The organism is Sphingomonas corticis (assembly GCF_012035195.1).
In the GTDB taxonomy this organism is placed as follows: Bacteria; Pseudomonadota; Alphaproteobacteria; order Sphingomonadales; family Sphingomonadaceae; genus Sphingomonas; species Sphingomonas corticis.
Window position 1 is genome coordinate 286,654 of sequence record NZ_JAAVJH010000001.1, and the last position, 24,641, is coordinate 311,294.

Below are 24,641 nucleotides of genomic sequence, written 5' to 3' on the forward strand. Positions count from 1 at the left end.
GCGCGGATGACCAACGCCGCCGACGCCATCACCGCCGAGGGACTGGTCAAGCGATTCGGCGACCGCCGGGTCGTCGACGGCGTGGACCTGATCGTACCGCAGGGCGCGATCTACGGCGTCCTCGGTCCCAACGGCGCGGGCAAGACGACGACGCTGCGGATGCTGCTCGGCATCATCGAACCCGACGCCGGCGCCCGCACGCTGCTGGGCCGCGCGCACCCGCGCGACGCCAGCGACGAGGTCGGCTACCTGCCCGAGGAGCGTGGGCTCTACCCCGCGATGAAGGCGAAGGAGGCGATCGCCTTCATGGGTGCGTTGCGCGGGCTCGACTGGCGCACCGGCCGGGCGCGCGCGGTGGAGATGCTGGAGGCCGCCGGACTGGGCCACGCGGTGGACGAGAAGATCCGCAAGCTGTCGAAGGGCATGGCGCAGCTGGTGCAGCTGCTCGGCTCGGTGGTCCACCAGCCGCGGCTGATCGTGCTGGACGAGCCGTTCTCGGGCCTCGATCCCGTCAACCAGGAGCGGCTCGAGCGGCTGATCCTGGCGGAGCGGGACCGCGGCGCCACCATCCTCTTCTCCACCCACGTCATGGCGCATGCGCAGCGATTGTGCGACCGGCTCGCCATCATCGCGCGCGGGCGGCGGCGGTTCGAGGGAACGGTGGACGAGGCGCGCGGGCTGCTGCCGCAGCAGGTCCACTACGTGCCCCACCACGGCGGCACCGGCCTGTCCGCGCTGCTCCCCCCCGACGCGCGGGAGAGCGGCGACGGCTGGCGCTTCACCCTGCCCGGCGAGGGGATCGAGCAACTGCTCACCCGGCTGATCGCGGCAGGTCACGGCATCTCCGGCCTGTCGATCGAGCGGCCCGGCCTGCACGAGGCGTTCGTTCGCGTGGTCGAACAGGCCGATGCCGAGGCGGGAGGCGCCCGATGACCCCGCTGCGCCGCCAGTGGCGGCAGACGCTGACGATCGCGCGGCGCGATTTCGTCGCCACCGTCTTCACGCCGATCTTCCTCCTCTTCCTCTTTGCCCCGCTCATCATGGCGTCGTTCGGCGCGATCGGCGGCATGGGCGCGGCCAGCGTGTCCGCGGGATCGACCGACAAGGCGCGGCTCGTGCTGCTGCTGGACGCCGAGGAGGCAGCGGCGGTGCGCGTCGCCGACGCGCAGCTGCGCCCGCTGTTCTCCGGCGAGGCGCGACCACCCGAGCTGGAGGTGCGCGCGCCGGAGACGGACACCGGGCGGCAGGCGCGCACCGCATTGGACGATTCGCGCGTCGACGTGCCCGCGGTGATGCGCGGCCCGCTGGCGCACCCGGCGATCGTCTATGCCGCGGGCAGCCGCGACGGCGCGCGCTACTTGGCGGCGCTGGCGGATCGCGCGGTGCTGGGGCTCGCCGCCGGCGATGCGGTGCGATCGACCGCGCGGATCGAGCGGATCGTCACCACCGCGCCGTCGCAGGGCGGGCGCAAGGCGTCGGCCTTCTTCGCCGTCTTCGGCATCTTCTTCCTCACGCTCTTCCTCTCCGGCCAGGTGGTCGGCACCATGGCGGAGGAGCGCAACAACAAGGTGATCGAGGTGCTGGCTGCCGCGGTCCCATTGGAATCGGTATTTCTCGGCAAGCTGCTCGGCATGTTCGGCGTGGCGGTGCTGTTCGTCGCGTTCTGGGGGACGATCGTCGCGCAGGGCACGCAGTTCCTGCCGGCCGACGTCGCCTCCGGCCTGCGCCAGGTGGTGCCCGCGGTCGGCTACGGCTGGTTCGCGCTGCTGTTCGCGGCCTATTTCACGACCGCCTATCTGCTGCTCGGCTCGGTGTTCCTGGGCGTCGGCGCGCAGGCGTCGACCATGCGCGAGATCCAGATGCTGTCGCTGCCGATCACGATCGTGCAGGTCGCGATGTTCGCGCTGGCCAGCGCGGCCGCGTCGAAGCCGGGGACGTGGGTGGCGACGCTGGCGGAGGTGTTCCCGCTCTCCTCCCCCTTCGCCATGGCGGGGCACGCCGCCAACTCGCCCGCGCTCTGGCCTCACGCCGCGGCGCTGGCGTGGCAGCTGCTGTGGGTGGCGATCTTCATCACCGTGGGTGCGCGGCTGTTCCGCCGCGGCGTGCTCCAGTCGGGCAGCGCCAACCCGTTGTGGAAGCGGCTGCTGCGGCGGACGGAGACGCTTCCCCATTGACACGACTGTCGCTTAGGTTTTCTCTCGCAACCAAAATCAGGAGAGAGGACCGATGGCGACCCTGGCGCGAGACGTGGCGGCGCACGACCCCTTGGACGTCAGCCGCGCGGAGCTTTATCGCGACGACGTGTGGCAGCCGGTGTTCGCGCGCGCGCGGTCGGAGGCACCGATCCACTATGTCGAGGATTCGGAGTTCGGCCCCTATTGGTCGCTGTCCACGTACAAGCCGATCGTCGAGGTTGAATCGCTGCCCGACCTCTATTCCAGCGAGAAGGGCGGCTTCACGCTGACCCGCCCGGTGGAGAACGGCGTGACGATGCCGATGTTCATCGGCCGCGACCGCCCGATCCACACCGCGCAGCGCCGCACCGTCGCGCCCGCCTTCACGCCTTCGGAAATGCAGCGCCTGTCCGTGGACATTCGTCGCCGCACCGCCGAGGTGCTCGACGCGCTGCCGTGGCACAGCGAGTTCGACTGGGTCGACACCGTGTCGATCGAGCTGACGACGCAGATGCTGGCCATCCTGTTCGATTTCCCGTGGAAGGATCGCCGCAAGCTGACCGAATGGTCGGACTGGATGGGCGACATCGAGCTGTTCCGCGACGAGGGGCTGCGACAGAAGCGGCTGGAGAAGGTCTACGAGGCGGGAGCGTATTTCAAGCGGCTCTGGGATGCCAAGGTCGATGCCGAGCCGACGCCCGACCTCATCTCGATGATGATCCACTCGGACGCGATGAGCCACATGGACCATAACGAGTTCATGGGAAATCTCATCCTGCTGATCGTCGGCGGCAACGACACCACGCGCAACACGATGTCGGGCCTCGTCTACGCGCTCGACCGCTTTCCGGAGAGCCGGGCGAAGCTGGAGGCCGACCGCGCGCTGATCCCCAACACGGCGAGCGAGATCATCCGCTGGCAGACGCCGCTGGCGCACATGGCGCGTACGGCGACGCAGGATACGCAGCTGCACGGCCACCGCATCCGCGAGGGCGACAAGATCGCGATGTGGTACATTTCCGCCAATCGCGATCGCGAGGTGTTCGGCGACGATGCCGACGATTTCGTCGTCGACCGCGCCAACGCCCGCCGCCACCTCGCCTTTGGCCACGGTATCCATCGCTGCGTCGGCGCGCGACTGGCGGAGCTGCAGGTCGGCATCCTGATGGAGGAGATGGCGGAGCGGCGGATGCGCGTGAACGTGCTGCGCGAACCGGAGCGGGTCGCCGCCTGCTTCGTCCACGGCTATCGCCGGATGCCGGTGGAGATCACGCGCTACTAGGGTCTCGCCGCGCCTGAACGCGGGGCGGGCAGGCGACGGGGCTTGACCGGCGGCACGGCACGGGCACAACCCGTTGTCATGGTTGACGGGATCGAGGCGGCGGGGGATGTCGCGACCGGATCGTTGCTGGCCCGCGCGGTGGAGCCGCAGGCGGGCGGCGCGCACGGGCGCGACCATGGCCTGTGCCGCAATTGCGGCACGCACCTGATCGGCGAGCATTGCCATGCCTGCGGCCAGGCCGCCCACGTCCACCGCACTTTGGGCGCGTTCGGGCATGACATCCTGCACGGCGTCTTCCACTTCGAGGGCAAGTTCTGGAACACCCTGCCCCTGCTGTTCTTCCAGCCGGGCGAGCTGACGCGCCGCTACGTGGACGGCGAGCGGGCGCGCTTTGTGTCGCCGATGGCGATGTTCCTGTTCTCCGTGTTCCTGATGTTCGCCGTGGTCGCGAACCTGCCCGGCTGGACCTTCGCCAACTCGGACCTGCTGAAGACCGATGTCGCCGGCGGCATGGCGCAGGCGCGCGAGAAGCTGGGCGAGGAGAAGGCGAAGGCCGCCGCCGCCGTGGCCGAGGAGCAGGCCGCGCTGGCGGCGGAGCGCCGCGACAAGGCGCCCGACGCCGACCGGATCGTGCGGCTGGAGAAGCGCCTGGCGGAGGCACGCGAGGCGCAGATCGGACTGGAAACCGCCGCGCGGATGTTGCCGGCGCCCGCCTCGGCCACCGACGCGACCCCCGCCGCGCACGAGAATTGGTTCGAGGCGAAGTGGCGTCACGCGCGGGAGAACCCGAAGCTGATCCTCTACAAGGTGAAGACCAGCGCCTACAAATACAGCTGGGCGCTGATCCCGATCTCGCTGCCGTTCATCTGGTTGCTGTTCCCGTTCCGCCGCGACGTGAACATGTACGACCACGCCGTCTTCGCCACCTACTCGCTGACGTTCATGTCGCTGCTGACGATCCTGCTCGCGCTGCTGGGCGCGATCGGCGTCAGCGAGAGCGCGCTGTGGTTCGCCGCCATGCTGGCCCCGCCGCTGCACATCTACAAGCAGCTGAAGGGCGGCTATCGCCTGTCGCGCAGCGGTGCGCTTTGGCGCACCTTCCTGATGTTGAACTTCGCGCTGGTCACGACGATCCTGTTCGTCACGCTGCTGCTGTACCTGGGCCTGGCGGACTGAGGCGAGCACCCCCGTCCCACCCGTTCGGCCGAAGCGAAGTCGAAGGCCTCGCGCGCGGGTTCAGCGCGCCGTGCCGCCGTCAATCCCACCGCGCCGCGGCGGCATCGTCGCTGCCGCGCGCATCCACCCAGCGGGTCCCGCCGCCGACCGTCTCCTTCTTCCAGAACGGCGCGTGCGTCTTCAGCCGGTCGATCAGATAGGCGCACGCCTCCAGCGCGGCGGCCCGGTGCTCCGCGGCGGTGCCGACGAAGACGATGCGCTCGCCCGGGTGCATCGGGCCGACGCGGTGGACGACGCTCGCCGCGGACAGCGACCAGCGCGCCGTCGCCTCCGCCGCCAGCCGCTCCAGCGCCGCCTCGGTCGCGCCGGGGTAATGTTCCAGCTCCAGCGTGGCGACGCTGCCCTGGCCCTCGACCACGTCGGCGCGGACCAGCCCGGTGAAGGTCGCCACGGCCCCGCCGCGCTCGATCGACGCCATCTCCGCGGCGAGGTCGATCGGCTCGGTCGAGACGCGGACGCGGATCATCCTCCGGTCACCGGCGGGAAGATCGCCACCTCGCGCGCCCCGGCGATCGGCGCGTCGAGCGGCACGAACGCCTGGTCCACCGCCGCGCGCAGCCGTGCCGGCTCGGCGAAGGCGGCGGCGTGGCCCTCGCTTCGCCCCGCCAGCCACGCGGCGAGATCGGCCACGGTGGCCACCTCGCCGGGCGGCGTCACCTCCTCCTCGCCCGCGCCCACGCGCTCGCGCACCCACGCGAAGTACAGCACCCGCACCCGCGTCAATCCATGTGCTTCAGGCCGACGCGCAGGTAGTCCCAGCCCGTCACCATCGTCAGCGCCGCCGCCCCCCACAGGCAGGCGAGCCCCGTCACCTTCACGAAGGCGACGCCCGGCATCGCGCCCGCCAGGATCAGCGCGCCGAACGCGACCAGCTGCAGCGTCGTCTTCCACTTGGCGAGGCGCGAGACGGGGAGCGACACCTGCAGCCCGGCCAGGAACTCGCGCAGCCCGCTGACCGCGATCTCACGCAGCAGGATCACCAGCGCGGCGATGATGTGGACGCCGGTGATGACCGCGCTGTCCTCGTGCCGGGTGCCGACCAGCATCAGGATGACCGCCGCCACCATGATCTTGTCGGCGATGGGATCGAGGAACTGGCCCAGCTTCGACACCGTGCCGCGCGCGCGGGCGACATAGCCGTCGAAGTAATCGGTGATGCCCATCAGGCAGTAGAGCGCGAAGGCGAGCGCGAAGCCCGCCTCCCACCGCGGCCACCACAGCAGCGCCACCAGCAGCGGCACCGCGACGATGCGCGACAGGGTGAGGAGGTTCGGAAGCGACAGCATGGCCTTCCCCGACAGGTGGCGCGCCGCGCCGCGCAACGCAAGCGCGGATCGGCGCGCGGGCGAAATGCGTTGGTTCGCGGCATGACAGCGGTTATGCCGGATCACCGATCGGCTACCGGGGTTGTGTTCCGCGTCATGATTAATGCCCTCGGGCTTCTGAAGCGTCGGCGGTTCCTGCCGCTGTTCACCACCCAGTTCCTGGGCGCCTTCAACGACAATCTGTTCAAGACCGCGATGGTCCTGTTCGCGACCTACGAGATCTTCGCCGACGAGGCGCAGGAGAGCTTCTTCAACGCGCTGACCGCGGGGCTCTTCATCCTGCCCTTCTTCCTCCTGTCCGCGCTGGCCGGACAGCTGGCCGACACCGTCGACAAGACGCGGATCATCCGGATCGTGAAGACGGTGGAGATCCTTATCATGGCGGTCGGCGCCGCCGGCCTCGTGCTGGCGCGCACCGGACAGGTCACGCTGCCGCTGGCGCTGATGCTGCTCGCCATCGTCGGGCTGGGCGTCCACTCCACTTTCTTCGGCCCGATCAAATATGCGATCCTGCCGCAGCACCTGGGTGAGGACGACGTGCTGGGCGGTACCGGCCTGGTGGAGGCGGGGACGTATCTGTCGATCCTGCTCGGCACGATCGTCGCCGGCTTCGTCTACCATTCCACGGCGATCGTCGCGGTGCTGACGCTGGGCGTGGCCGTGCTCGGCTGGGCGACGGCGCGCGCGGTGCCGCCCGCGCCGCGGCTGGGGCCGCCGCTGAAGATCGACCTCAATCCCTTCCGCGCCTCGTGGAAGCTGGTGGCGGGGACGATGCACATCCCGCGGCTGTTCCTGGCGATCTGCGCGATCAGCTTCTTCTGGACGATCGGCAGCGTCCTCATCATCGTCTTTCCGCCGCTGGTGAAGAACGTGCTGACCGCCGACGCCAGCGTCGCCAGTCTGGTGCTCGCCGTCTTTTCCGTCGGCGTGGCGATCGGCTCCGTCGTCATCAACCTGCTGCTGAAGGGGCATATCTCCGCGCGCTTCTCGCCCGCGTCGGTGATCGCGATGGGCGCGACGGTGCTCGGCTTCTATGCGGTGATCCAGGGGTGGACGCCGGCACCGGCGGGCCGGCTGTACGATATCGCCGGCTTCCTCACGCAGCCGATCGCGCCGCTGGTGCTGGGTGCGCTGCTGGGCGTCGCGATCTTCGGCGGGATGTTCGTCGTCCCGCTCTACGCGTTCCTGACGACGACCGTGCCCAAGGACCAGACCGCGCGAACGGTGGCGGCGAACAACGTCGTCAACGCGGGCGCGATGACGCTGGGGTCGATCGTCGTCGCGGCGCTCTCGGGCGCGGGTGTCACCGCGCAGCAATTGCTGCTGGCGGTGGTGGCGATGTGCGGCGTGTCGGCGTGGATCGCGCAGAAGCTGCACCGCGCGTGCGACTGATCCGCGCCGTCCGCTACGCGATCATGGTGTAGAAGCAGATGAAGAAGGCGGCGAAGCTCAGCAGGAAGAGCTTCACGTCGTCGTCGCCGCTCCGCGTGGCCGCGACCTTCGGCGGCGGCGGCAGGGCACGGCGGAAGGGGTGACGGGCGGCTTCGTTGGTGGTGACGAGTCGACGGGTCATGGCGGATGCTTAACGCGCCGTTAGCGTTTCGGCCCATGAACGAAGAGGGTTAACGCCGGTCCCGGTTCGGGACATGGTCACAGGAGGACGAGGATGCCGCTCTACGCCTTTCGCGGGCAACGCCCGACCCGCCACGACACCGCCTGGGTGGCGCCCAGCGCGGACGTGATCGGCGACGTGGTGCTGGCCGAGGACGTCAGCGTCTGGTTCGGCGCGGTGATCCGCGGCGACAATACGCGCATCCCGATCGGCGCGCGCAGCAACGTGCAGGAGGGCGCGATGCTCCACTCCGATCCGCATGCGCCGCTGTCGATCGGCGAGGATTGCACGATCGGCCACCATGCCATCCTGCACGGCTGCACGATCGGTGACCGGGTGCTGATCGGCATGGGCGCGACCGTGCTGAACGGGGCGACGATCGCCGACGACTGCATCGTCGGCGCCAACGCGCTGGTGACGGAGGGGAAGAGCTTCCCGCCCGGCAGCCTGATCGTCGGCGCGCCGGCGCGCGCGGTGAAACAGCTGGACGAGCGCGCGACCGCCGGCCTGAAGCTCTCCGCCGCGCATTACGTGCAGAACGCCCGCGATGCCGCGGCGACGCTGGAGCGGGTGGAGTAAGGCCTTGCCGCGCGGCCGCGCAGGCTGGACAGCGCCGCTCCACCCTGCATAACTTGATTCATGTCCGTTCCGTCGATCCTCTCCCGCCTTCGCCTGCCGATCATCGGCTCGCCGCTGTTCATCATCTCCGGTCCCGATCTGGTCATCGCGCAGTGCAAGGCCGGGATCGTCGGCTCCTTCCCCGCGCTCAACGCCCGGCCGCAGTCGCTGCTTGACGAGTGGCTGCACCGCATCACCGAGGAACTGGCCGCGCACAACCGCGCGCATCCCGATCGTCCCGCTGCGCCGTTCGCCGTGAACCAGATCGTGCACAAGTCGAACGACCGGCTCGAGGGCGACCTCGCCATTTGCGAGAAGTGGCAGGTCCCGATCACGATCACCTCGCTGGGTGCGCGGGAGGAACTGAACCAGGCCGTCCACGGCTGGGGCGGCATCACGCTGCACGACATCATCGACGACCGCTTCGCGCGCAAGGCGGTGGAGAAGGGCGCCGACGGGCTGATCGCGGTCGCCGCCGGTGCGGGCGGTCACGCCGGCCGCCTTTCCCCCTTCGCGCTGGTGAGCGAGATCCGGCAGTGGTTCGACGGCCCCCTCGCCTTGTCCGGCTCGATCGCGACCGGCGATGCGGTGCTGGCGGCGCAGGCGATGGGCGCGGACTTCGCCTATATCGGCTCCCCCTTCATCGCCACCGACGAGGCGAACGCCGACGAGCGCTACAAGCAGGGCATCGTCGAGGGGCGCGCGTCCGACATCGTCTACTCGAACCTGTTCACCGGCGTCCACGGCAACTATCTGCGCGGCTCGATCGTCGCCGCGGGGCTGGATCCGGACAATCTGCCGGAAGGCAATCTGAAGACGATGGATTTCGGCACCGGGGGCAACGACCAGCCCAAGGCGAAGGCGTGGCGCGACATCTGGGGATCGGGCCAGGGCATCGGCGCGGTCAGCGAGGTGGAACCGGTCGCGGCTCGGGTCGACCGGCTGGAGCGCGAGTATCGCGCGGCGAAGGCGCGACTTGCCATGTAGCGCTCCATTCGTCCTGACGAGCCGTTGAGCGCAGTCGAAATGGCGTCTCGAAGGACAGCCGCCGGCGCATGTCCTTCGAGATGGGTCTTCGACTTCGCTCAGCCCCTCCTCAGGACGAACGGAAGTGGTCTCACTTCGCCCCCGCGATCCAGTCGTCGATCTTCTTCTCCAGCACCGTCATCGGCAGCGCGCCCGTGTCCAGCACCGCGGCGTGGAAGGCCCGCGGGTCGAATTTCGCGCCGAGCGCCCCCTGCGCCTTCTTCTTCAGCCGCTGGATCGTCAGCGCGCCGGTCTTGTACGACAGCGCCTGCGCCGGGTTAGCGATATAGCGCTCCACCTCCGCCGTGGCGTCGCTGAACGGCATCGGCGAGTTGTCGGTCATGTACTTGATCGCCTGGTCGCGCGTCCAACCCTTCGCATGAAGACCGGTGTCGACCACCAGCCGCATCGCGCGCAGCATCTCGTCGTTGAGGCCGCCCATCCGCTGATAGGGATCGCTCTCGACGCCCAGTTCCTTCCACAACGTCTCGGCGTAGAGCGCCCACCCTTCGACATAGGCGGTGTTCCCGCCGAAGCGCATGAACGCGGGCAGCGCCTCGTTCTCCTGCGCCAGGCTGATCTGGAAGTGATGCCCCGGCACCGCCTCGTGCAGGTACAGCGTCTCCTCGCCCCAGGTGTAGCGGTTCTTCAGGTCGTAGGTGTTGTAGAAGAAGATGCCGGGCCGCGCCCCGTCGGGCGTGCCCTGTTGGTACGAACCGGCGGCGTCGCCCTTCTCGCGGAAGGCGGGGACGGGGCGGATCTCCAGCGTGGCGCGCGGCACCAGCGCGAACTGCTCGGGAATGCGCTGCGCCACGCGGCGGCCGATCGCCTCGTAGTCCTCGCGCACCTGCTCCTTCGTCTTCGGCTGGAAAAGCGGCTCGGTGCGCAGGTAGGTGAAGAAGGCGGAGAGGTCGCCCTTGAAGCCGACCGCGGCCTTCTGCTTCTCCATCTCGCCCAGGATGCGCGCCACTTCGGACAGGCCCAGCCGGTGCACGTCCTCAGCCTTCTGCGGCAGCGTGGTCTGAGCCTCGATCAGATAGTCGTAATAGGCCGCCCCGCCCGGCAGCGCCGACAGGCCCACCGTGTCGCGCGCCTTGGGCAGATAGGTGTCGCGCAGGAAGTTGCGGATGCGCGCGTGCGCGGGGGTGATGACGTCGCGCACCTGCGCGGCATAGGCGGCACGCAGCCGCGCCTGGTCCGCCGGCGGCACGGTCGCAGGGAAGGTCTTCACCGGCGCGGTGAAGGTCGACCCCTCCACCCCCTCGGCGATCAGCGCGTCGAACTGGCCGATCATGTTGCGCACCACCAGCTTCGGCTCGGTGATCCCGTTCGCCAGGCCCTCGCGGAAGCGCGCCACGATGCGGTCCAGCGTAGCGGCATATTGCGCGTTGCGCTTCAGGTTGTTCTCATAGTCGGCGACCGTCTTGAACGGCGCGGCGCCCTTCCCGCTCGCCACGTCGGGATAGAAGGTCTGCATGCCGGAGAAATGCGTGATCGGCATCGCCCGATCAAGCTTCATGTATCCTGGCGCGAAGCCGCGCAGGTCCGTTTGCACGCCGGCGCGGAACACGTCGTAGGCGATCGCGTCGACGCGCGACAGCTTCGCGCGGTCGATCGTGCGCAGCGCGGCGAGATCCTGCTCCAGGTTCGCGCGGCGCTGCTGCTCGAATGCGTCGGTGTAGAAGTCGCCGATGCGGTCCGCGTAGCGCAGGTCGCCGCGGAACAGCGCGCCGATCGGCGACAACCGCAGCCCGGCCTCGTCGCTGTCGTGGAATAGCCGGCGCAGCCTGGCATCCTCCGCGCTCGCCCCCTGGCTGGCGGGCGGCGCGGTCTGCGCCATGGCGGGGACGGAAGCGGCGGCGAGCAGCAGGGCGATGAGGCGCAAGGTGGCGAATCTCCGATGGGGCGTGCGCGTGAGGCGTGCGCCCGGCCTAGCCGCAAAGCGCAGCTAAGCCAAAGCCAAGCATCGCTGGATTGCACCGCTTCTCGTCGCGGCCCATTTCGGCCGCATCATGGCGACCCTTCTCGATCCCGACGCGCGCGGCCGCGTCATCCTCGTCGGCGCGGGTCCGGGCGATCCCGGCCTGCTCACCGTCCGCGCGGTGGAGGCGCTGGCCTCCGCCGATGTCGTCGTCCACGACGGGCTGATCGACGATCGCGTGCTGGATCTCGCGCCCGCCGACGCGGTGCGCATCTCCGTCGCGAAGCGCCGCGCGCGCCACACGCTGCCGCAGGAGGCGATCAACGCGCTGATCGTCGCGCACGTGAAGACGGGCGCGCGCGTGGTGCGGCTGAAGGGCGGCGACCCGTTCATCTTCGGTCGCGGCGGCGAGGAAGTGGAGGCGGTGCGCGCCGCCGGGCTGCCGGTCGAGGTGATCCCCGGCGTCTCCGCGGCGCTCGGCTGCGCGGCGGAGGCGATGCTGCCGCTGACGCATCGCGACCATTCGAGCGCGGTCAGCTTCGTCGCCGGCCAGTGCAAGGGATTGAGCGAGCAGGACTGGTCGGGCCTCGCCGGCCGCGGACGCACGCTGGTGATCTACATGGGCGTCGCCACCGCGGAGGCGATCGCCGACAAGCTGATGGCGGACGGCGTCGCGCCCGACATGCCGGTGGCGGTGCTGGAGAAGGGCACCTGCCCCGGCCACCGCGCGCTCCGGACGCTGCTCGCCGATCTCGGCGCGATGGTCGCGCGCGAGGACGTGTGCAGCCCGGCGATCATCGTCGTGGGCGAGGTGGTCGACCTGTCCGATGCCGAGGATAAGCTGGCCTCCTATGCCAGAGTCGCGGAGACGATGGCATGAGGATCGTGACCGGCAACGATCTTGCCACCGGCGACGTGACGTGGTGGACCGGCCAAGGCTGGTCGCGTCACATCGAGGAGGCAGTGGACGCCGGTGCCCACGCCGAGGCGATCGCGCGCGAGGAGGAAGCCGCCCGCCGCGTCAACGGCCCCTACGTGATCGAAGCGACGGTGACGGCCGACGGCCCCCGTCCCGCGCACATCAAGGACCGCATCCGCGCGCTCGGCCCCACCGTGCGGCCGGACCTCACGCTGAAGCCCGCGGACCCGGCGGCGGGGAGTTGGGTGATATGAGCCTTTATCCTCCCCGGCACGGGGAGGGGGACCGCCCGGCGCAGCCGGGTGGTGGAGGGGGAGCACCGCGAGCGCACCTCCTGCCGCCCCCCCCCGCCACCGTCCTGCGGACGGTCCCCCTCCCCGTACCGGGGAGGATATAGGAAGCATCATGTACCGCTACGACGAATACGACCAGTCCATCGTCGACGCCCGCGTCGAGGAGTTCCGCGACCAGGTGCAGCGCCGCCTGTCGGGGGAGATCAGCGAGGACCAGTTCAAGCCGCTGCGGCTGATGAACGGCCTCTACCTGCAGCTGCATGCGTACATGCTGCGCGTGGCGGTGCCCTATGGCACGCTGGACGGGCGGCAGATGCGGATGCTGGCGCACATCGCGCGCAAATACGACCGCGGCTACGGCCATTTCACCACGCGGCAGAACATCCAGTACAATTGGATCAAGCTGGCCGAAGCGCCCGACATCCTCGCCGAGCTCGCGACGGTGGAGATGCACGCCATCCAGACCAGCGGCAATTGCATCCGCAACATCAGCAGCGACCAGTACGCCGGCGCTGCCGCTGACGAGGTGGCGGACCCGCGGCCGTGGGCGGAGCTGATCCGGCAGTGGAGCACCTTCCACCCCGAATTCAGCTACCTGCCGCGCAAGTTCAAGATCGCGGTGATCGCCGCGGACGAGGATCGCGCCGCGATGCGCCTCCACGACATTGGCCTTCGCCTCGTCGAGCGGGACGGCGTGCTGGGCGCGGAGGTGTACGTCGGCGGCGGCATGGGCCGCACGCCGATGATCGCCCCGCTGATCCGCGACTTCGTGCCCGCCGACGACCTGATGAGCTATCTCGAAGCCGCCTTGCGCGTCTACAACCGCTACGGCCGCCGCGACAACATCTACAAGGCGCGCATCAAGATCCTGGTCCACGAGATCGGCGCGGACGAGTATCGCCGCCAGGTCGAGGAGGAATTCGCGCTCGTCAAGCAGCTCGGCATCGATCCGCCCGCCGCCGAACTGGCGCGGATCACCGCGATGTTCGCGCCGCCCGCGCTAAACGACGGCGGCGCCGCGCCCGACCGGTCGGATCCCGATTTCGCGATCTGGCTCGACCGGAACGTCAAGCCGCACAAGGCGCGGGGCCACGCCATCGTCAACATCTCGCTCAAACCCATCGGCGGCATCCCCGGCGACGCCTCGGCCGATCAGATCGACGTCATGGCCGAGCTCGCCGAGCGGTACAGCCACGACGAACTGCGCGTCACCCACGCGCAGAACATCGTCCTGCCGCACGTCCGCCAGGGCGACCTGTACGCCGTGTGGCAAACGCTGGCCGACGCCGGCCTGGCGGAGGCGAATCTCGATCTCGTCAGCGACATCATCGCCTGCCCCGGGCTCGACTATTGCAGCCTCGCCAACGCGCGCTCGATCCCGGTCGCGCAGAAGATCGCGCAGCGTTTCGCCGATCCCGCGCGGCAGCGGGAGCTGGGCGAGCTGAAGCTGAAGATCAGCGGCTGCATCAACGCCTGCGGCCATCACCACGCCGGGCACATCGGCATCCTCGGCGTGGATCGTAAGGGGACGGAGAACTACCAGCTCCTGCTCGGCGGATCGGGCGCGGAGGATGTCAGCCTCGGCAAGATCACCGGACCCGGCTTCTCCGAGGACGGCGTCGTCGACGCGATCGAGCGCGTGACGGACAAGTATCTCGAGGTTCGCGAGGGCGCCGAGCGCTTCGTCGACACCTACCGCCGCGTCGGCATGGAGCCGTTCAAGGAGGCGATCTATGGCTGACCGCGACATCGTGACGCCCGCGCGGCCGCACGCCCTGTATGCCGCGCACGGCTATTCCCCTGCCGTGCGCGCCGGCGGGCTGCTCTTCGTGTCGGGACAGGTGGGCGCACGCGAGGACGGATCGCCCGAGCCGGAGCTGGAGGCGCAGGTGCGGCTCGCGTTCGACAACCTGCGCGGCATCCTCGATGCGGCAGGGCTCACCTTCGACGACGTGGTCGACGCGACGTTGATGTCCACGGTGCCGGACGAGGCCTTTCCCCTGGCCATCCGGTTGCTGCCCGACCTGTGGAACGGCAAGGCGCCGCCCGCGCTGACCGCGATCGGAGTCACCTGGCTGTCCGGCTTTCTGTTCGAGATCAAGGTGGTGGCAACGTTGCGGGAGACGAACGGTGGCTGACATGGCCGGCGATACGGACAAGCTTCTTCGTTTCCGCGACGACGAGGCGCACGACGAGCCGGCCGTAACGCTGGACTCCTTCGTCGCCGGGCAGACCAACGCGGGCGCCGTCCGGCTGGAGGCGGGCGATGACGTGCGCCAGCTGCTCGGCCGGCTCGACCGCGTGGCGCTGGTGGAGGTGAGCTTCCCCACCTTCCGCGACGGCCGCGGCTATTCCGCGGCGCGCATCCTGCGCGAGGCAGGCTATGCCGGAGAGCTGCGCGCCGCGGGCGACGTGCTGGTCGACCAGATCCCGTTCATGCGTCGCTGCGGCTTCGACAGCTTCGCGCCCGAGGCGCCGGTGGACCCCGCGGCGCTGGACCGCGCGCTCGCCCGCTACGACCATCATTACCAGCGCGCGGCCGACGCGGCGGTGCCGGTGTGGAAGCTGCGTCATGGCTGAGCCGGCCCGCGCGCTCGACCAGATCGACGTCCGCCCCGCCTTCACCGCGGCAGATGCGGCGGCGCTGGAGGCGCGCTTCGCCGGCGTGACGACGCAGGAGATGCTGCGCGCGCTGCTGACCGGCGAGCTGCGCGGGCGGGTGGCGGCGGTATCCTCCTTCGGGGCGGAATCGGCGGTGCTGCTGCACATGATCGCGGAGGTCGATCGCGACGTGCCCGTCATCTTCACGAACACGCAGAAGATGTTCGGCGAGACGCTGGCCTATCGCGACGAACTGGCCGAGCGGCTGGGCTTCACCGACCTGCGCGTGTTCCGGCCCGATCCCCGGCTGCTGCGCCTGAAGGACGACAAGGGGCTGCGCTGGTCCTACGATCCCGACGGCTGCTGCGACCTGCGCAAGGTAGAGCCGCTGCGGCGCGCGCTGGCGCCGTTCGATGCCTGGATCTCCGGCCGCAAGGGCTTCCAGGCGAAGAGCCGCACCGCCCTGCCCCGCTTCGAGATCGACGAGGGGCGATTGAAGCTGAACCCGCTCGCCGACTGGGACAAGGCGCGGCTCGACGCCTACTTCTCCGAGCACGACCTGCCGCGCCATCCGCTGGAGGCGCAGGGCTATCTCTCGATCGGCTGCGCCCCCTGCACCAGCAAGGTGCGGCCCGGCGAGGACCCGCGCGCGGGGCGCTGGCGCGGCTGGGACAAGGTGGAATGCGGCATCCACGTACCGGAAACGCCGGGCGAGGAACGCGCCTTCTAGGTTCCCCCGCGAAGGTTGCGCAACCGAAACGGCCCGCTCGGCGTTTGCGGTAGATCATGTTCCGCGCCCTCCCTCTGTTGCCGCTGATCTTGCTGTCCGCCTGTCAGCGCGACGCCGGCAATCCCGCGCCGCCGCGCGCGACGGGGCACGTCGACCTGCCCGAGGAGCGATCCACGCTGACGGTGCCGATCCTCGCCTCGCTGGACGCAGTGGAACGCGGGCTGGAGCGCGAGACGCCGCGCGTGCTGTGGCGCATCGACGAGCATCGCGACGCATGCGTGGCGGGGCGCAAGGTGGCGGGCGTGAAGGTGACGCCGGACCTCGGCTGTCGCATCGTCGGCGAGGCGCGGCGCGGGCGCATCCGGCTCGCCGGCGCAGGCGAGCGGCTGACGATCGAGATGCCGGTCGACGCGCGCGTCAGCATCCGCGACCTGGGCGGGGTGGCCGGAGAGACCGCCACGGGCGCCGCCATGGTGCGCGCCGACACCCGGTTGCGCATCGCGGGCGACTGGCAGCCGCGCGCGGCGCTCGACATCCGCTACGCGTGGCGGCGCGAGCCGGGGCTCGACATCCTGGGCCAGCGCGTCACCTTCACGCGTCAGGCCGAGGAGAAGCTGCGCGGCATCGTCGCCAAGCTGGAGCGCGACCTGCCGCGCGAGGTCGCTCGGGTGGAGCTGAGGAAGCAGCTCGACCGGGCGTGGCGGCAGGCGTTCACGACCTTCTCGATCAGCAAGCGCAATCCACCCGCCTGGATGCGCATCGCGCCGCAGCAGGTGGGCTATGGGGGCTACCGCGTCGACGGCCGCACGCTGCGGCTGACGCTGTCGGCGGGGGCGCTGACGCAGACGTTCGTCGGCGACCGGCCGGCGGATGTCGCAGCCACGCCGCTCCCCCCACCCTCTGCGGTGACGGGTACGCCGGGGCTGCGCTTCTTCATTCCCGTCCTCGCCGACTATCGGCAGCTGGAGCCGGTAGTGGAACGCGAGCTGAAGGAGCTGGCGGCGAAAGGCATCACGCTGACCGGCGTGGGGCCGGTCGACGCGGAATTCGGCAAGGTCACGATCTACGCCACCCAGGGCAATCGCCTGGCCGTGGGCGTGAAGGCGAAGGTGAAGGCGCGGTCGGGGTCGCTCGGCGCGACGAAGGGCGAGATCTGGCTGACCGCAGTGCCGTGGAACGAGGAGGGATCGCAGCTCGTCCGTGCCCGCGACGTCCGCTTCGCCACGCGCACCGACTCGGCGGTGGTGAACCTGCTGGTCGCCCTGTTCGAGAATGCGGCGGTCCGCACCGGCGTCGAGCAGGCACTGACACACGACTTCTCCGGCGATTATGCCAAGCTGCTGGCCAAGGCGAAGGCCGCGATCGAGGCGCGGCGCGAGGGCGACTTCCTCCTCTCCGCCACCGTCACCCGAGTCACCAACGGCCGGATCCAGGCGACGGCCGACGGCCTGTTCCTGCCGGTGCGCGCGGAGGGCAAGGCGCGGATCGAGTATCGGCCGCGGTAAGGCCACGGCGCAGGCCGCCCGCCGTTCGTGCTGAGCGAAGTCGAAGCGCAGCCACCGTCTCGCATGGCCTTCGACGTCGCTCAGGCCGAACGGGGGCGGGCCGCCTCAATAGCCCGCATAATCGCTGAAGCGCGTGATCGTCGGATCGAACTTCAGCGTCACCTTGCCCGTCGCGCCGTGGCGCTGCTTGGCGACGATCAGCTCGGCGAGGCCGTAGACGCGCTCCATGTCCGCGGCCCAGGCGGCGTGGTCCTCGAAGATCTTCGTGTTGTCGCCCTCGCTCGGCCGCTTCGGCTCCTTGGCGGCGACGTAATAATCCTCGCGATAGACGAACCATACCATGTCCGCGTCCTGCTCGATCGATCCCGATTCGCGCAGGTCCGACAGCTGCGGGCGCTTGTCCTCGCGCTGCTCCACCGCGCGGGAGAGCTGCGACAGCGCCAGGACGGGAACGTTCAGGTCCTTGGCCAGCGTCTTCAGCCCGCGGCTGATCTCCGAGATTTCCTGCACGCGATTGCCGTCGCTCGACTTGCCCGATCCGGACAAAAGCTGGAGGTAGTCGACCACGACCAGCCCGATCTCGTTGTTGTGGCGGCGTTGCAGGCGCCGCACGCGGGTGTGCAGCGCGCCGATGCTGAGGCCGCCGGTGTCGTCGATGAACAGCGGCAGGTTCTCCAGTTCCGCGGCGGCGGTGGCCAGCTGCTCGAATTCGGTCTTGCTGATCTTGCCCATGCGCAGCGCCTCGGAGCTGATCCGCGACTGTTCGGCCAGAATACGCGTGGCCAGCTGGTCGGCGCTCATCTCCAGGCTGAAGAAGGCCACTTTCGCGCCCACCGACTTGGCCGGCGGGATGCCGTCGCGCATGTCATGCATCCAGCGCTGCGCCGCGTTGAAGGCGATGTTCGTCGCCAGCGACGTCTTGCCCATGCCGGGACGCCCGGCCAGGATCATGAGGTCGGAATGGTGCAGGCCGCCGATCTTCGCGTTGACGCTGTCGAGGCCCGTCGTGACGCCCGACAGGTTCCCGCCCCAGTTCAGCGCCTTCTCCGCCATCGCGACCGCCATGGTGCTGGCCTGGGCGAAGCTTTTGACCGCATTCTCCGTCTGCCCGTCGGCGGAGACCTTGAACAGCTCCTCCTCCGCCGCCTCGATCTGCGCGCGCGGGTTCACCTCCTCGCTGGTGTCCATCGCGCGATCGACCAGCGTGCGGCCGACGGTGACGAGCGCGCGCAGCATGGCGAGGTCGTAGATCTGCTGCGCGAACTGGCGCGCGCCGATCAGCCCGGCGCCCGATCCGGTCAGCTGCGCCAGATAGGCCGGCCCGCCCAGCTCGCGCATCCCCTCATCCGCCTCGAACATCGGGCGCAGCGTGACGGGGGAGGCGAGCATATCCTTGCCGCGCAGCGTCTTGATCGCGGCGAAGACGCGGCCGTGGACCGGCTCGAAGAAGTGCGCGGGCTCCAGCCGGTCGACGATGTCGTCGGCCAGGCGATTGTCGATCATCATCGCCCCCAGCATCGCCGCTTCCGCCTCGACGTTGGCAGGCAGTTGGACGGGTTCGGCCGGAGCCGGTTGCGGGAAAAGCAGAGTCGCCATGATCGACCCGCAATAGCCGACAGGCGCAGATAGCGGAATGACCGAGCCTGTGGATGACGGGCAAATCCGTCGGCCCTGCACAGGCATGGGCCGATTACTGGTGCGTCGGGCGAGACAGTCCCCGCACGCGCCACATCATCGTGGCTGTCGGTACGCCACGATCCGTCAGCCAGGGACACCGGCCTTCGCAGGGGTGACGAACAAGAAAACCGTCTCTATCGACACGATCATGGCCGATCCGCGGATCATCGACATCGAACTGGACGAGCGCACCATCCTGTGGCGCTCCGCCGATATCGAGCAGGAGCGGCGGATCGCGATCTTCGACCTGGTCGAGGACAATCGCTTCGCGCCGCAACGCCAGCATCCCGACGGCTATGCCGGACCGTACCGCGTCCGCCTGTCGGTGGAGGAAGGACGGCTGGGCATCCACATCGCGCGGGAGGACGGCACGCCGCTGGAGACGCTGATCCTCGGTCTCGCCCGCTTCCGCCGCCCGATCCGCGACTATTTCGCGATCTGCGACAGCTATTACCAGGCGATCCGCCAGGCCACGCCGCAGCAGATCGAGACCGTCGACATGGCGCGCCGCGGCGTCCACAACGAGGCGGCGGAGCTGCTGCGCGAGCGGCTGGCAGGCAAGATCGAGGTCGATTTCGACACGGCGCGGCGCCTGTTCACGCTCATCTGCGTCCTCCACATCAAGGCGTGAGCATGTACGGTGCCGGTCGCCTCGTCCTGATCCTGGCCGCGCTGGCGCTCGCCGCCGTGGCGGGCTGGCGGCTCGCGGTACGCTGGCACCCGTCGATCGAGCGCTACCCGGTGCAGGGCATCGACGTGTCGGAGGGGAACGGGGCGGTCGAATGGTCGGTGGCCAAGGGTGCCGGCGTCGATTTCGGCTATGCGGTCGCGACGCGCGGCCACAACGTGCGCGATCGCCTGTTCCAGCAGCATTGGGACGCGATGGCCGCCGCCGGCGTCCGCCGCGGTGCGATCCACGTCTTCTCGCTCTGCCAGCCGGGCGCGGACCAGGCGGACGCGTTCAACACCGTCGTCCCGGTCACGCCCGGCGCACTGCCTGCCGCGATCGACCTGCACTATGACGAGGCGTGCGCCGCCCGCCCGCCCCGCGCCGCGCTGGTGGCGGAGGTGGCCGAGGCGGCGAAGCGGATCGAGGCGCACACCGGCGCGCCCGTGCTGCTGAAGCTCGCCGCCGACGTGGAGGACGACTATCGCCTCAGCGAGGCGCTGAAGCGAAACCTGTGGCTCGGCGGCAATTTCCTGCGCCCCGCCTATGCCGCCCGGCCGTGGCGGATGTGGCAGGCGAGCGACATCCGCCGCATCGACGGCGTGGAGGGTCCGGTGAACTGGGACGTGGCGGCGCAATGAACGACGCATCGATGGACGAGGCGACCCTGCTGGTCGCGCGCGCGCGCGCGGCGGCGCGGCACGCGCACGCGCCCTACTCCCGCTTCGCCGTCGGCGCCGCGGTGCTGCTGGCGGACGGCACGATCGTGACCGGCGCCAACGTGGAGAATGCGAGCTACGGCCTGTCGCTCTGCGCGGAGACGGTCGCCATCGCCACCGTGGCGGCGCAGGGCCGGCTGGCCGAGGTGGTGGCGGTGGGCGTGATCGGCGGCGCGATGGACGCCGCGGGGCACGCCACCGGCAGCGACCCGGTGCGCCCCTGCGGCCGCTGTCGCCAGGTCATCAACGAGGCGGCGCAGATGGGCGGTCGCGACGTGGCGGTGCATTGCGCGGGCGCGCAAGGCGAGGCGGTGGCGAGCTACCGCCTGTCGCAGCTGCTGCCCGACGCCTTCGGCCCCGCCGATCTCGGCATCGCCTGAAGGGCGCGCGCGAGCGCGCCTGAAAGGCGCGCGCGAGCCGCCCTTCAGGCGCTCAGCGCATCCGCGCTCGCGTCGCCCAGGTCGCTGCCGCCGTCGACGTTCAGGATCGTGCCCGTCACGTATTTCGCCGCCCCGCTCGACAGGTACAGCGCGGCCTCGGCGATGTCGCCCTTCGTGCCATAGTCGCGCAGCGCCAGCCGCCGCTTGATCGCCGACTCCCGCTCCGGATCGGCGAGCCGCTTCATGCCCTCGGTGTCGGCGATCGGGCCGGGGGAGATGGCGTTCACGCGCACGCCGGCGGGGCCCCATTCCAGTGCCAGGCACTTCGTCACCATGTTGACGCCCGCCTTCGCGGCGCAGGCGTGGACCTGGAACGACATGGGGTGCACCGCCTGTCCCGCGGTGATCGCGATCAGCGAGGCGCCGGGCTTCACCAGATGGTCGAAGCTGGCGCGGAACACGTTGTAGGTGCCGAGCAGGTCGATATCGACCACGGTCTTGAACGCATTGGCGCTCACCTTCAGCGCGGGCGCCAGGAAATTGCCCGCTGCCCCCGACACGACCACGTCGAGCGCCCCGTGACGCTCGCGCGCCGCGGCGAAGGCGGCCTCCAGCCCGGCATAGTCGCGCACGTCGCACGCGATCCCCTGCGCGTCGACGCCCGCGTCGCGCAGCCCCGCCGCCGCCGCCTCGATCTTGTCCGCGCTGCGACTCAGCACCGTCACCCGCGCTCCCGCCGCGCCGAAGGCGTGCGCGATGGCCAGGTTGATCCCGCTCGACGCGCCCGCGACGAACACGTTCCTGCCGGCGAACTCGCTCATCCGTCATCCTCCCCACCGATTGTTGCGACGGGGATGGCGCGCGAGGCGCGAGGACGCAAGTCGATCGCTTTAGATTGTGGTACGGGTGGTCGGACTCGAACCGACAATCTGTTGCCAGAGGCGGATTTTGAGTCCGCTGCGTCTACCATTCCGCCACACCCGCGTGCGCGCGGCGTGCCTTGCACCAGCACGCGGGGCGCGTCCAGTGCCGTCAGCGCGGCTTGGCGCCGCCGAACGGAGCGGCGGGCGGGGTGCCGATCGGCTTGCGCGCGCGCTGGGGATCGATCTCCCGGTCGAAGGCGATGCCGGCGCGGCCCTCGGTCTGCCACGCGACCCGGCCCTTCACCCAGCCGATGCCGCGTACCTCCACCTTCACCGCGCTCTCCGGCGCGATCGGCAACGGCAGCTCGGCCATCAGCCCGCCGGGCGACAGGTTGCGGACGCGCACCGACATTTCCTCGTCGATCCCGTCAACGCGCAACCGCGCCATCAGGAACAGGCTGTCGCGCCCCCGCGGCCCTTCCCTGGTCGCCTCGGCGTCGTCGAACACACGTTTTCCGATCTGTTCCATCGCATCCACCGGCTCGATCCCGGCGAATGCGCTACCGTCGATGCGGTAAACCAAAAGTTACCGCGTCCCGCGCCGGGACAGGTCCGGCGCGATTGGCCGGACGATGCGCCGCGCGGACACTCAATCGTCGCGCGAGACCTTCTCGTTGCGCTCGTGCCGCTCCTGCGCCTCGACCGTCATCGTGGCGATCGGTCGCGCCTCCAGCCGACCCAGGCTGATGGGCTCGCCGGTCACCTCGCAATAGCCGTACTCGCCCTCCTCGATGCGGCGCAGCGCGGCGTCGATCTTGCTGACCAGCTTGCGCTGCCGGTCGCGGGTGCGCAGCTCGATCGACCAGTCGGTCTCGCTTGACGCGCGATCGGTCAGGTCCGCCTCCCGCAGCGAGTCGATCTGCAGCTGAGAGAGCGTTCCCAGCGATTCGCGCAGCAGCGCTTCCTTCCACGCCAGCAGCTTGCGCCGGAAATACGCCTGCTGGCGCGGGTTCATGAAGGGTTCGTCGGCGCCGGGCCGATAGCCCTCGTCGGCGTCGTTCGCCGCCGCCGGGCCGCTGTTCCCGTTACCGATACGATCTATCGCCGTCGCCATCGACCCACTCCCGCCACGCGCCGGATGTCGTCAGCATCGCCGCGTCCCCGCGGGGCCTATAGAGGCGACTTTGACCTATCTCAAGCTCCACCATCGCTCCTCTCGCACGCCGCCGCTGTCGCGGCGCTGAACGAACACAGCGCGAACCGGCGCGCAGAACGTCCTGTGCCGGCACGTTAACCATAGTGACGCGGACGCTGTCCCAATACGGGTGCCCCGCCTCCGCCGGTTCGTAGTTAACAAGGTTGAACTTAAATGTTTGTTTTGCACTTTGGCCGATGAGCCACCGTTCAACGGTTGCTTTGCAAACGACGGCGACGATCGCCGCCAGGGAAAGAATGTCGTATGTCGGTCCGGATGGCATTGGCGAAACTGTGCGCCTGCACCTGCGGCGGGGCGCTGATCGGCGGCGGCGCCGTCCACGTCGCGGAGACCGGCAAGGCGCGCGCCGCCTATACGAAGAAGGTGGCCAAGCGCGTCGTGCGGCGCTCCTACGCCAGCACGGGCAAGGTCCGCCGCATCGTGAAGGGCGGGCAGGCCTGCGCCGCGACGACGGTGACGATCGCCAGCCAGGGGGCGCCCGTGCCGGTGCCGCTGCCCCCCGCGCCGGTCTTCGCCGGCGGCGGCGAGGTGGCGCCGGCGGTGGTGACGGGCGGTTTCGGAGGCGGCGGGTTCGGTGGCGGCGGCTTCTTCGCCGGCGGCTTCTTCGGCGGATCGGGCGGGGGCAGCAGCGGGTCGATCGTGGTCAGCTCCACGTCCAGCACCAGCGGGTCGAGCTCCACCAGCAGCTCGGGCAACGTCTCCAGCTCCACGTCCAGCGGGGGCGCGGTCGTCGACGTGAACAACTCGAACAACAACAATGTCGACAATTCGGCGAACAACAGCTCGAACAACAACAACAGCAGCAACAACAGCTCGACCAACACGAACAACAATTCGAGCCAGAGCAACAATCAGAACACGAACACGAACAACAACACCAACCAGCAGTCGCAGAACCAGGAACAGCAGCAGAACCAGCAGCAGGGGCAACAGCAGGGTCAGGGCCAGAACCAGTCGAGCACCACTTCGACCTCGTCCTCCTCCTACGGCTCCAGTTCCAAGGGCTGGTCGACCAGCGGCGGCTGGACGTCGAGCGGGCCGGGCGGCTGCAAGTACGGCCATTGCGGCCCCGGCGGCAGCAGCAGCGGCAACCCCGCCCCCGTCCCCGCCCCGCCAATGGTCATCCTGTTCGGCGCCGCCGCCGCGGGGCTGGTGGCGCGCCGCCGTTTGGCGAAACGGGCGGCCTGAGCCGCGAGGCGGCGGAGCGATGACGCTCCGCCCCTTCGCGACCCGGCCGCACTGCCGTCACGCCGGACTGACCCCGGCATGACGGGTCGGGGATCCGCCGTTTTAGGCCGACAGCAGCGCCTGCTCGATGTCAGGGATCGGGTGGCCGGTCAGGTCCTTGTCGAGCTCGCCCGTCAGCCGCTGGCTCACCTCCTTGTGGTAATGCTTCCTCATCTCGCCCAGCGTCTTGGGCGGAGCGATGATGATGAGCGATTCGAAATCGTTCTTCAGCGCGCGCTTCTTCAGCAGGTCGGCCACCTCCGCGGCGAAGCGATCCTCCTCCAGCTGGTGGAAGTCGGTCTGCTCGAAGCTGCCGCGCGAGGGCGCGAACTGGGCGCCGCCGCCCTGCGCGTGGTTGGACCCGTTCTGCGCCACCGCCGGCGCGCCCGGTCCCGACTGCGTCGACGATGCCGCGCCCGAGGCGTCGGTGGCCTGGTCGCGGGTCGCGGGATTGGGCTTCTCCTGCGCGGTCTCGACGATCAGATTGGGATATTCCGCATCGCCTTCGTTGCGCAGGAACAGCATCTTGCGTCCGTCCGCGACGACGACGACCGAATTGTGGGGGACCTGCACGGGGCGTTCTCCTGATTGCTTGTGCCTGCCGCTCCAACGCCACGCGCGGCCACCCGGTTGCGAAGGGGCGGGTTGCG

Annotated in this window: 28 protein-coding genes and 1 tRNA gene; 18 read left to right on the plus strand and 11 right to left on the minus strand. The window is 69.7% G+C overall.

Annotation, left to right across the window (positions count from 1 at the left end; translation table 11 throughout):
* The first annotated feature begins 6 nt into the window (after positions 1–6).
* The 4 genes from HBH26_RS01455 to HBH26_RS01470 all read left to right on the plus strand — a co-directional run bounded on the left by HBH26_RS01455 (position 7) and on the right by HBH26_RS01470 (position 4,632).
* Positions 7–933, plus strand: coding sequence for an ABC transporter ATP-binding protein (locus HBH26_RS01455; protein ID WP_168132767.1), 927 nt, complete (start codon positions 7–9; stop codon positions 931–933).
* Positions 930–2,174: an ABC transporter permease gene (locus HBH26_RS01460; RefSeq protein WP_168132768.1), complete on the plus strand. Its 1,245-nt coding sequence runs from the start codon at positions 930–932 to the stop codon at positions 2,172–2,174. The genes HBH26_RS01455 and HBH26_RS01460 overlap by 4 nt, the downstream gene beginning before the upstream one ends.
* A 52-nt stretch (positions 2,175–2,226) precedes the next feature.
* Positions 2,227–3,456, plus strand: a complete 1,230-nt coding sequence (locus HBH26_RS01465; RefSeq protein WP_168132769.1) for a cytochrome P450 — start codon at positions 2,227–2,229, stop codon at positions 3,454–3,456.
* A 78-nt stretch (positions 3,457–3,534) separates the two neighbouring features.
* Complete coding sequence (locus HBH26_RS01470) at positions 3,535–4,632, plus strand: DUF3667 domain-containing protein (protein ID WP_168132770.1); 1,098 nt, start codon at positions 3,535–3,537, stop codon at positions 4,630–4,632.
* A 79-nt stretch (positions 4,633–4,711) separates the two neighbouring features.
* Here HBH26_RS01470 and HBH26_RS01475 read toward each other — a convergent pair whose 3' ends face one another.
* From HBH26_RS01475 to pgsA, 3 genes are read right to left on the minus strand one after another with little or no spacing between them, the layout of a single operon-like run.
* Positions 4,712–5,158 (minus strand): molybdenum cofactor biosynthesis protein MoaE, encoded by a 447-nt coding sequence (locus tag HBH26_RS01475; protein WP_168132771.1) that lies wholly within the window; start codon positions 5,156–5,158, stop codon positions 4,712–4,714.
* Complete coding sequence (gene moaD, locus HBH26_RS01480; RefSeq protein WP_168132772.1) at positions 5,155–5,406, minus strand: molybdopterin converting factor subunit 1; 252 nt, start codon at positions 5,404–5,406, stop codon at positions 5,155–5,157. The genes HBH26_RS01475 and moaD overlap by 4 nt, the downstream gene beginning before the upstream one ends.
* Before the next feature lie 5 nt (positions 5,407–5,411).
* Complete coding sequence (gene pgsA / locus HBH26_RS01485) at positions 5,412–5,978, minus strand: CDP-diacylglycerol--glycerol-3-phosphate 3-phosphatidyltransferase (RefSeq protein ID WP_168132773.1); 567 nt, start codon at positions 5,976–5,978, stop codon at positions 5,412–5,414.
* 135 nt (positions 5,979–6,113) lie between these two features.
* Here pgsA and HBH26_RS01490 point away from each other — a divergent pair, with 135 nt between their 5' ends.
* Entirely contained in the window at positions 6,114–7,409 is a 1,296-nt protein-coding gene (locus HBH26_RS01490) for an MFS transporter (RefSeq protein WP_168132774.1), read from the plus strand.
* A gap of 13 nt (positions 7,410–7,422) precedes the next feature.
* Here the strand turns inward: HBH26_RS01490 and HBH26_RS01495 are convergent, their stop codons facing one another.
* Entirely contained in the window at positions 7,423–7,590 is a 168-nt protein-coding gene (locus tag HBH26_RS01495) for a hypothetical protein (RefSeq protein ID WP_168132775.1), read from the minus strand.
* A gap of 93 nt (positions 7,591–7,683) precedes the next feature.
* Here HBH26_RS01495 and HBH26_RS01500 point away from each other — a divergent pair, with 93 nt between their 5' ends.
* Together HBH26_RS01500 and HBH26_RS01505 are read left to right on the plus strand one after the other, a co-directional pair.
* A complete protein-coding gene (locus HBH26_RS01500; protein WP_168132777.1) occupies positions 7,684–8,208 on the plus strand; it encodes a gamma carbonic anhydrase family protein in 525 nt (174 codons plus the stop codon).
* 60 nt (positions 8,209–8,268) lie between these two features.
* Entirely contained in the window at positions 8,269–9,234 is a 966-nt protein-coding gene (locus HBH26_RS01505) for an NAD(P)H-dependent flavin oxidoreductase (RefSeq protein WP_168132778.1), read from the plus strand.
* Between the two features lie 130 nt (positions 9,235–9,364).
* Here the strand turns inward: HBH26_RS01505 and HBH26_RS01510 are convergent, their stop codons facing one another.
* The gene (locus HBH26_RS01510) at positions 9,365–11,113 is read right to left on the minus strand and encodes a DUF885 domain-containing protein (RefSeq protein WP_168133050.1); all 1,749 of its coding nucleotides are present in this window, start codon (positions 11,111–11,113) and stop codon (positions 9,365–9,367) included.
* A gap of 172 nt (positions 11,114–11,285) precedes the next feature.
* On the opposite strand from HBH26_RS01510, the gene cobA reads away from it, so the two are divergent.
* The 7 genes from cobA (at position 11,286) to HBH26_RS01545 (ending at position 17,242) form a co-directional block, all read left to right on the plus strand.
* Positions 11,286–12,074, plus strand: coding sequence for a uroporphyrinogen-III C-methyltransferase (gene cobA / locus HBH26_RS01515; RefSeq protein ID WP_168132779.1), 789 nt, complete (start codon positions 11,286–11,288; stop codon positions 12,072–12,074).
* The gene (locus tag HBH26_RS01520) at positions 12,071–12,367 is read left to right on the plus strand and encodes a DUF2849 domain-containing protein (RefSeq protein ID WP_168132781.1); all 297 of its coding nucleotides are present in this window, start codon (positions 12,071–12,073) and stop codon (positions 12,365–12,367) included. The genes cobA and HBH26_RS01520 overlap by 4 nt, the downstream gene beginning before the upstream one ends.
* A 151-nt stretch (positions 12,368–12,518) precedes the next feature.
* The gene (locus HBH26_RS01525; protein ID WP_168132782.1) at positions 12,519–14,147 is read left to right on the plus strand and encodes a nitrite/sulfite reductase; all 1,629 of its coding nucleotides are present in this window, start codon (positions 12,519–12,521) and stop codon (positions 14,145–14,147) included.
* Positions 14,140–14,544 (plus strand): RidA family protein, encoded by a 405-nt coding sequence (locus HBH26_RS01530; RefSeq protein WP_168132784.1) that lies wholly within the window; start codon positions 14,140–14,142, stop codon positions 14,542–14,544. Before HBH26_RS01525 ends, HBH26_RS01530 begins: the two co-directional genes overlap by 8 nt.
* Position 14,545: 1 nt before the next feature.
* Entirely contained in the window at positions 14,546–14,986 is a 441-nt protein-coding gene (locus tag HBH26_RS01535; RefSeq protein WP_168133051.1) for a DUF934 domain-containing protein, read from the plus strand.
* Entirely contained in the window at positions 14,979–15,737 is a 759-nt protein-coding gene (locus tag HBH26_RS01540; protein ID WP_168132785.1) for a phosphoadenylyl-sulfate reductase, read from the plus strand. The genes HBH26_RS01535 and HBH26_RS01540 overlap by 8 nt, the downstream gene beginning before the upstream one ends.
* A gap of 77 nt (positions 15,738–15,814) precedes the next feature.
* Positions 15,815–17,242: a DUF4403 family protein gene (locus HBH26_RS01545; protein ID WP_239024496.1), complete on the plus strand. Its 1,428-nt coding sequence runs from the start codon at positions 15,815–15,817 to the stop codon at positions 17,240–17,242.
* Between the two features lie 105 nt (positions 17,243–17,347).
* Here HBH26_RS01545 and HBH26_RS01550 read toward each other — a convergent pair whose 3' ends face one another.
* Positions 17,348–18,838: a replicative DNA helicase gene (locus tag HBH26_RS01550; protein WP_168132788.1), complete on the minus strand. Its 1,491-nt coding sequence runs from the start codon at positions 18,836–18,838 to the stop codon at positions 17,348–17,350.
* A 229-nt stretch (positions 18,839–19,067) separates the two neighbouring features.
* On the opposite strand from HBH26_RS01550, the gene HBH26_RS01555 reads away from it, so the two are divergent.
* The 3 genes from HBH26_RS01555 to cdd are packed head-to-tail and all read left to right on the plus strand — an operon-like array spanning position 19,068 to position 20,685.
* Positions 19,068–19,550, plus strand: a complete 483-nt coding sequence (locus HBH26_RS01555; protein ID WP_168132789.1) for a UPF0262 family protein — start codon at positions 19,068–19,070, stop codon at positions 19,548–19,550.
* A gap of 2 nt (positions 19,551–19,552) precedes the next feature.
* The gene (locus HBH26_RS01560; RefSeq protein WP_168132791.1) at positions 19,553–20,227 is read left to right on the plus strand and encodes a GH25 family lysozyme; all 675 of its coding nucleotides are present in this window, start codon (positions 19,553–19,555) and stop codon (positions 20,225–20,227) included.
* Positions 20,224–20,685: a cytidine deaminase gene (gene cdd / locus HBH26_RS01565; protein WP_239024497.1), complete on the plus strand. Its 462-nt coding sequence runs from the start codon at positions 20,224–20,226 to the stop codon at positions 20,683–20,685. Before HBH26_RS01560 ends, cdd begins: the two co-directional genes overlap by 4 nt.
* 44 nt (positions 20,686–20,729) lie before the next feature.
* On the opposite strand, the gene HBH26_RS01570 is transcribed toward cdd, so the two are convergent.
* The 4 genes from HBH26_RS01570 to dksA form a co-directional block, all read right to left on the minus strand.
* Positions 20,730–21,506 (minus strand): SDR family oxidoreductase, encoded by a 777-nt coding sequence (locus HBH26_RS01570; protein WP_168132793.1) that lies wholly within the window; start codon positions 21,504–21,506, stop codon positions 20,730–20,732.
* A 77-nt stretch (positions 21,507–21,583) separates the two neighbouring features.
* Positions 21,584–21,669 (minus strand) — tRNA-Leu (locus HBH26_RS01575).
* A gap of 48 nt (positions 21,670–21,717) precedes the next feature.
* Positions 21,718–22,056, minus strand: coding sequence for a PilZ domain-containing protein (locus HBH26_RS01580; RefSeq protein ID WP_338057205.1), 339 nt, complete (start codon positions 22,054–22,056; stop codon positions 21,718–21,720).
* 141 nt (positions 22,057–22,197) lie between these two features.
* Positions 22,198–22,662: an RNA polymerase-binding protein DksA gene (gene dksA, locus HBH26_RS01585; RefSeq protein WP_168132797.1), complete on the minus strand. Its 465-nt coding sequence runs from the start codon at positions 22,660–22,662 to the stop codon at positions 22,198–22,200.
* Between the two features lie 357 nt (positions 22,663–23,019).
* Between dksA and HBH26_RS01590 the strand changes: the two genes are divergently transcribed.
* Complete coding sequence (locus HBH26_RS01590; protein WP_168132799.1) at positions 23,020–23,952, plus strand: hypothetical protein; 933 nt, start codon at positions 23,020–23,022, stop codon at positions 23,950–23,952.
* A gap of 102 nt (positions 23,953–24,054) precedes the next feature.
* Here HBH26_RS01590 and HBH26_RS01595 read toward each other — a convergent pair whose 3' ends face one another.
* Positions 24,055–24,564, minus strand: coding sequence for a baeRF12 domain-containing protein (locus HBH26_RS01595; RefSeq protein ID WP_168132800.1), 510 nt, complete (start codon positions 24,562–24,564; stop codon positions 24,055–24,057).
* Between the last annotated feature and the right edge of the window lie 77 nt (positions 24,565–24,641).

What these genes read in the sequence shown, in the direction of transcription:
- HBH26_RS01510 (WP_168133050.1), bottom strand. Translation starts at nt 11,113, where the DNA reads ATGGCGCAGACCGCGCCGCCCGCCAGCCAGGGGGCGAGCGCGGAGGAT.
- HBH26_RS01505 (WP_168132778.1), top strand. Translation starts at nt 8,269, where the DNA reads ATGTCCGTTCCGTCGATCCTCTCCCGCCTTCGCCTGCCGATCATCGGC.
- HBH26_RS01460 (WP_168132768.1), top strand. Translation starts at nt 930, where the DNA reads ATGACCCCGCTGCGCCGCCAGTGGCGGCAGACGCTGACGATCGCGCGG.
- cobA (WP_168132779.1), top strand. Translation starts at nt 11,286, where the DNA reads ATGGCGACCCTTCTCGATCCCGACGCGCGCGGCCGCGTCATCCTCGTC.
- HBH26_RS01540 (WP_168132785.1), top strand. Translation starts at nt 14,979, where the DNA reads ATGGCTGAGCCGGCCCGCGCGCTCGACCAGATCGACGTCCGCCCCGCC.
- HBH26_RS01550 (WP_168132788.1), bottom strand. Translation starts at nt 18,838, where the DNA reads ATGGCGACTCTGCTTTTCCCGCAACCGGCTCCGGCCGAACCCGTCCAA.
- HBH26_RS01555 (WP_168132789.1), top strand. Translation starts at nt 19,068, where the DNA reads ATGGCCGATCCGCGGATCATCGACATCGAACTGGACGAGCGCACCATC.
- HBH26_RS01570 (WP_168132793.1), bottom strand. Translation starts at nt 21,506, where the DNA reads ATGAGCGAGTTCGCCGGCAGGAACGTGTTCGTCGCGGGCGCGTCGAGC.
- cdd (WP_239024497.1), top strand. Translation starts at nt 20,224, where the DNA reads ATGAACGACGCATCGATGGACGAGGCGACCCTGCTGGTCGCGCGCGCG.
- pgsA (WP_168132773.1), bottom strand. Translation starts at nt 5,978, where the DNA reads ATGCTGTCGCTTCCGAACCTCCTCACCCTGTCGCGCATCGTCGCGGTG.
- HBH26_RS01470 (WP_168132770.1), top strand. Translation starts at nt 3,535, where the DNA reads ATGGTTGACGGGATCGAGGCGGCGGGGGATGTCGCGACCGGATCGTTG.
- HBH26_RS01495 (WP_168132775.1), bottom strand. Translation starts at nt 7,590, where the DNA reads ATGACCCGTCGACTCGTCACCACCAACGAAGCCGCCCGTCACCCCTTC.
- dksA (WP_168132797.1), bottom strand. Translation starts at nt 22,662, where the DNA reads ATGGCGACGGCGATAGATCGTATCGGTAACGGGAACAGCGGCCCGGCG.
- HBH26_RS01490 (WP_168132774.1), top strand. Translation starts at nt 6,114, where the DNA reads ATGATTAATGCCCTCGGGCTTCTGAAGCGTCGGCGGTTCCTGCCGCTG.
- HBH26_RS01590 (WP_168132799.1), top strand. Translation starts at nt 23,020, where the DNA reads ATGGCATTGGCGAAACTGTGCGCCTGCACCTGCGGCGGGGCGCTGATC.
- HBH26_RS01560 (WP_168132791.1), top strand. Translation starts at nt 19,553, where the DNA reads ATGTACGGTGCCGGTCGCCTCGTCCTGATCCTGGCCGCGCTGGCGCTC.
- HBH26_RS01455 (WP_168132767.1), top strand. Translation starts at nt 7, where the DNA reads ATGACCAACGCCGCCGACGCCATCACCGCCGAGGGACTGGTCAAGCGA.
- HBH26_RS01525 (WP_168132782.1), top strand. Translation starts at nt 12,519, where the DNA reads ATGTACCGCTACGACGAATACGACCAGTCCATCGTCGACGCCCGCGTC.
- HBH26_RS01530 (WP_168132784.1), top strand. Translation starts at nt 14,140, where the DNA reads ATGGCTGACCGCGACATCGTGACGCCCGCGCGGCCGCACGCCCTGTAT.
- HBH26_RS01500 (WP_168132777.1), top strand. Translation starts at nt 7,684, where the DNA reads ATGCCGCTCTACGCCTTTCGCGGGCAACGCCCGACCCGCCACGACACC.
- HBH26_RS01520 (WP_168132781.1), top strand. Translation starts at nt 12,071, where the DNA reads ATGAGGATCGTGACCGGCAACGATCTTGCCACCGGCGACGTGACGTGG.
- HBH26_RS01535 (WP_168133051.1), top strand. Translation starts at nt 14,546, where the DNA reads ATGGCCGGCGATACGGACAAGCTTCTTCGTTTCCGCGACGACGAGGCG.
- HBH26_RS01465 (WP_168132769.1), top strand. Translation starts at nt 2,227, where the DNA reads ATGGCGACCCTGGCGCGAGACGTGGCGGCGCACGACCCCTTGGACGTC.
- HBH26_RS01475 (WP_168132771.1), bottom strand. Translation starts at nt 5,158, where the DNA reads ATGATCCGCGTCCGCGTCTCGACCGAGCCGATCGACCTCGCCGCGGAG.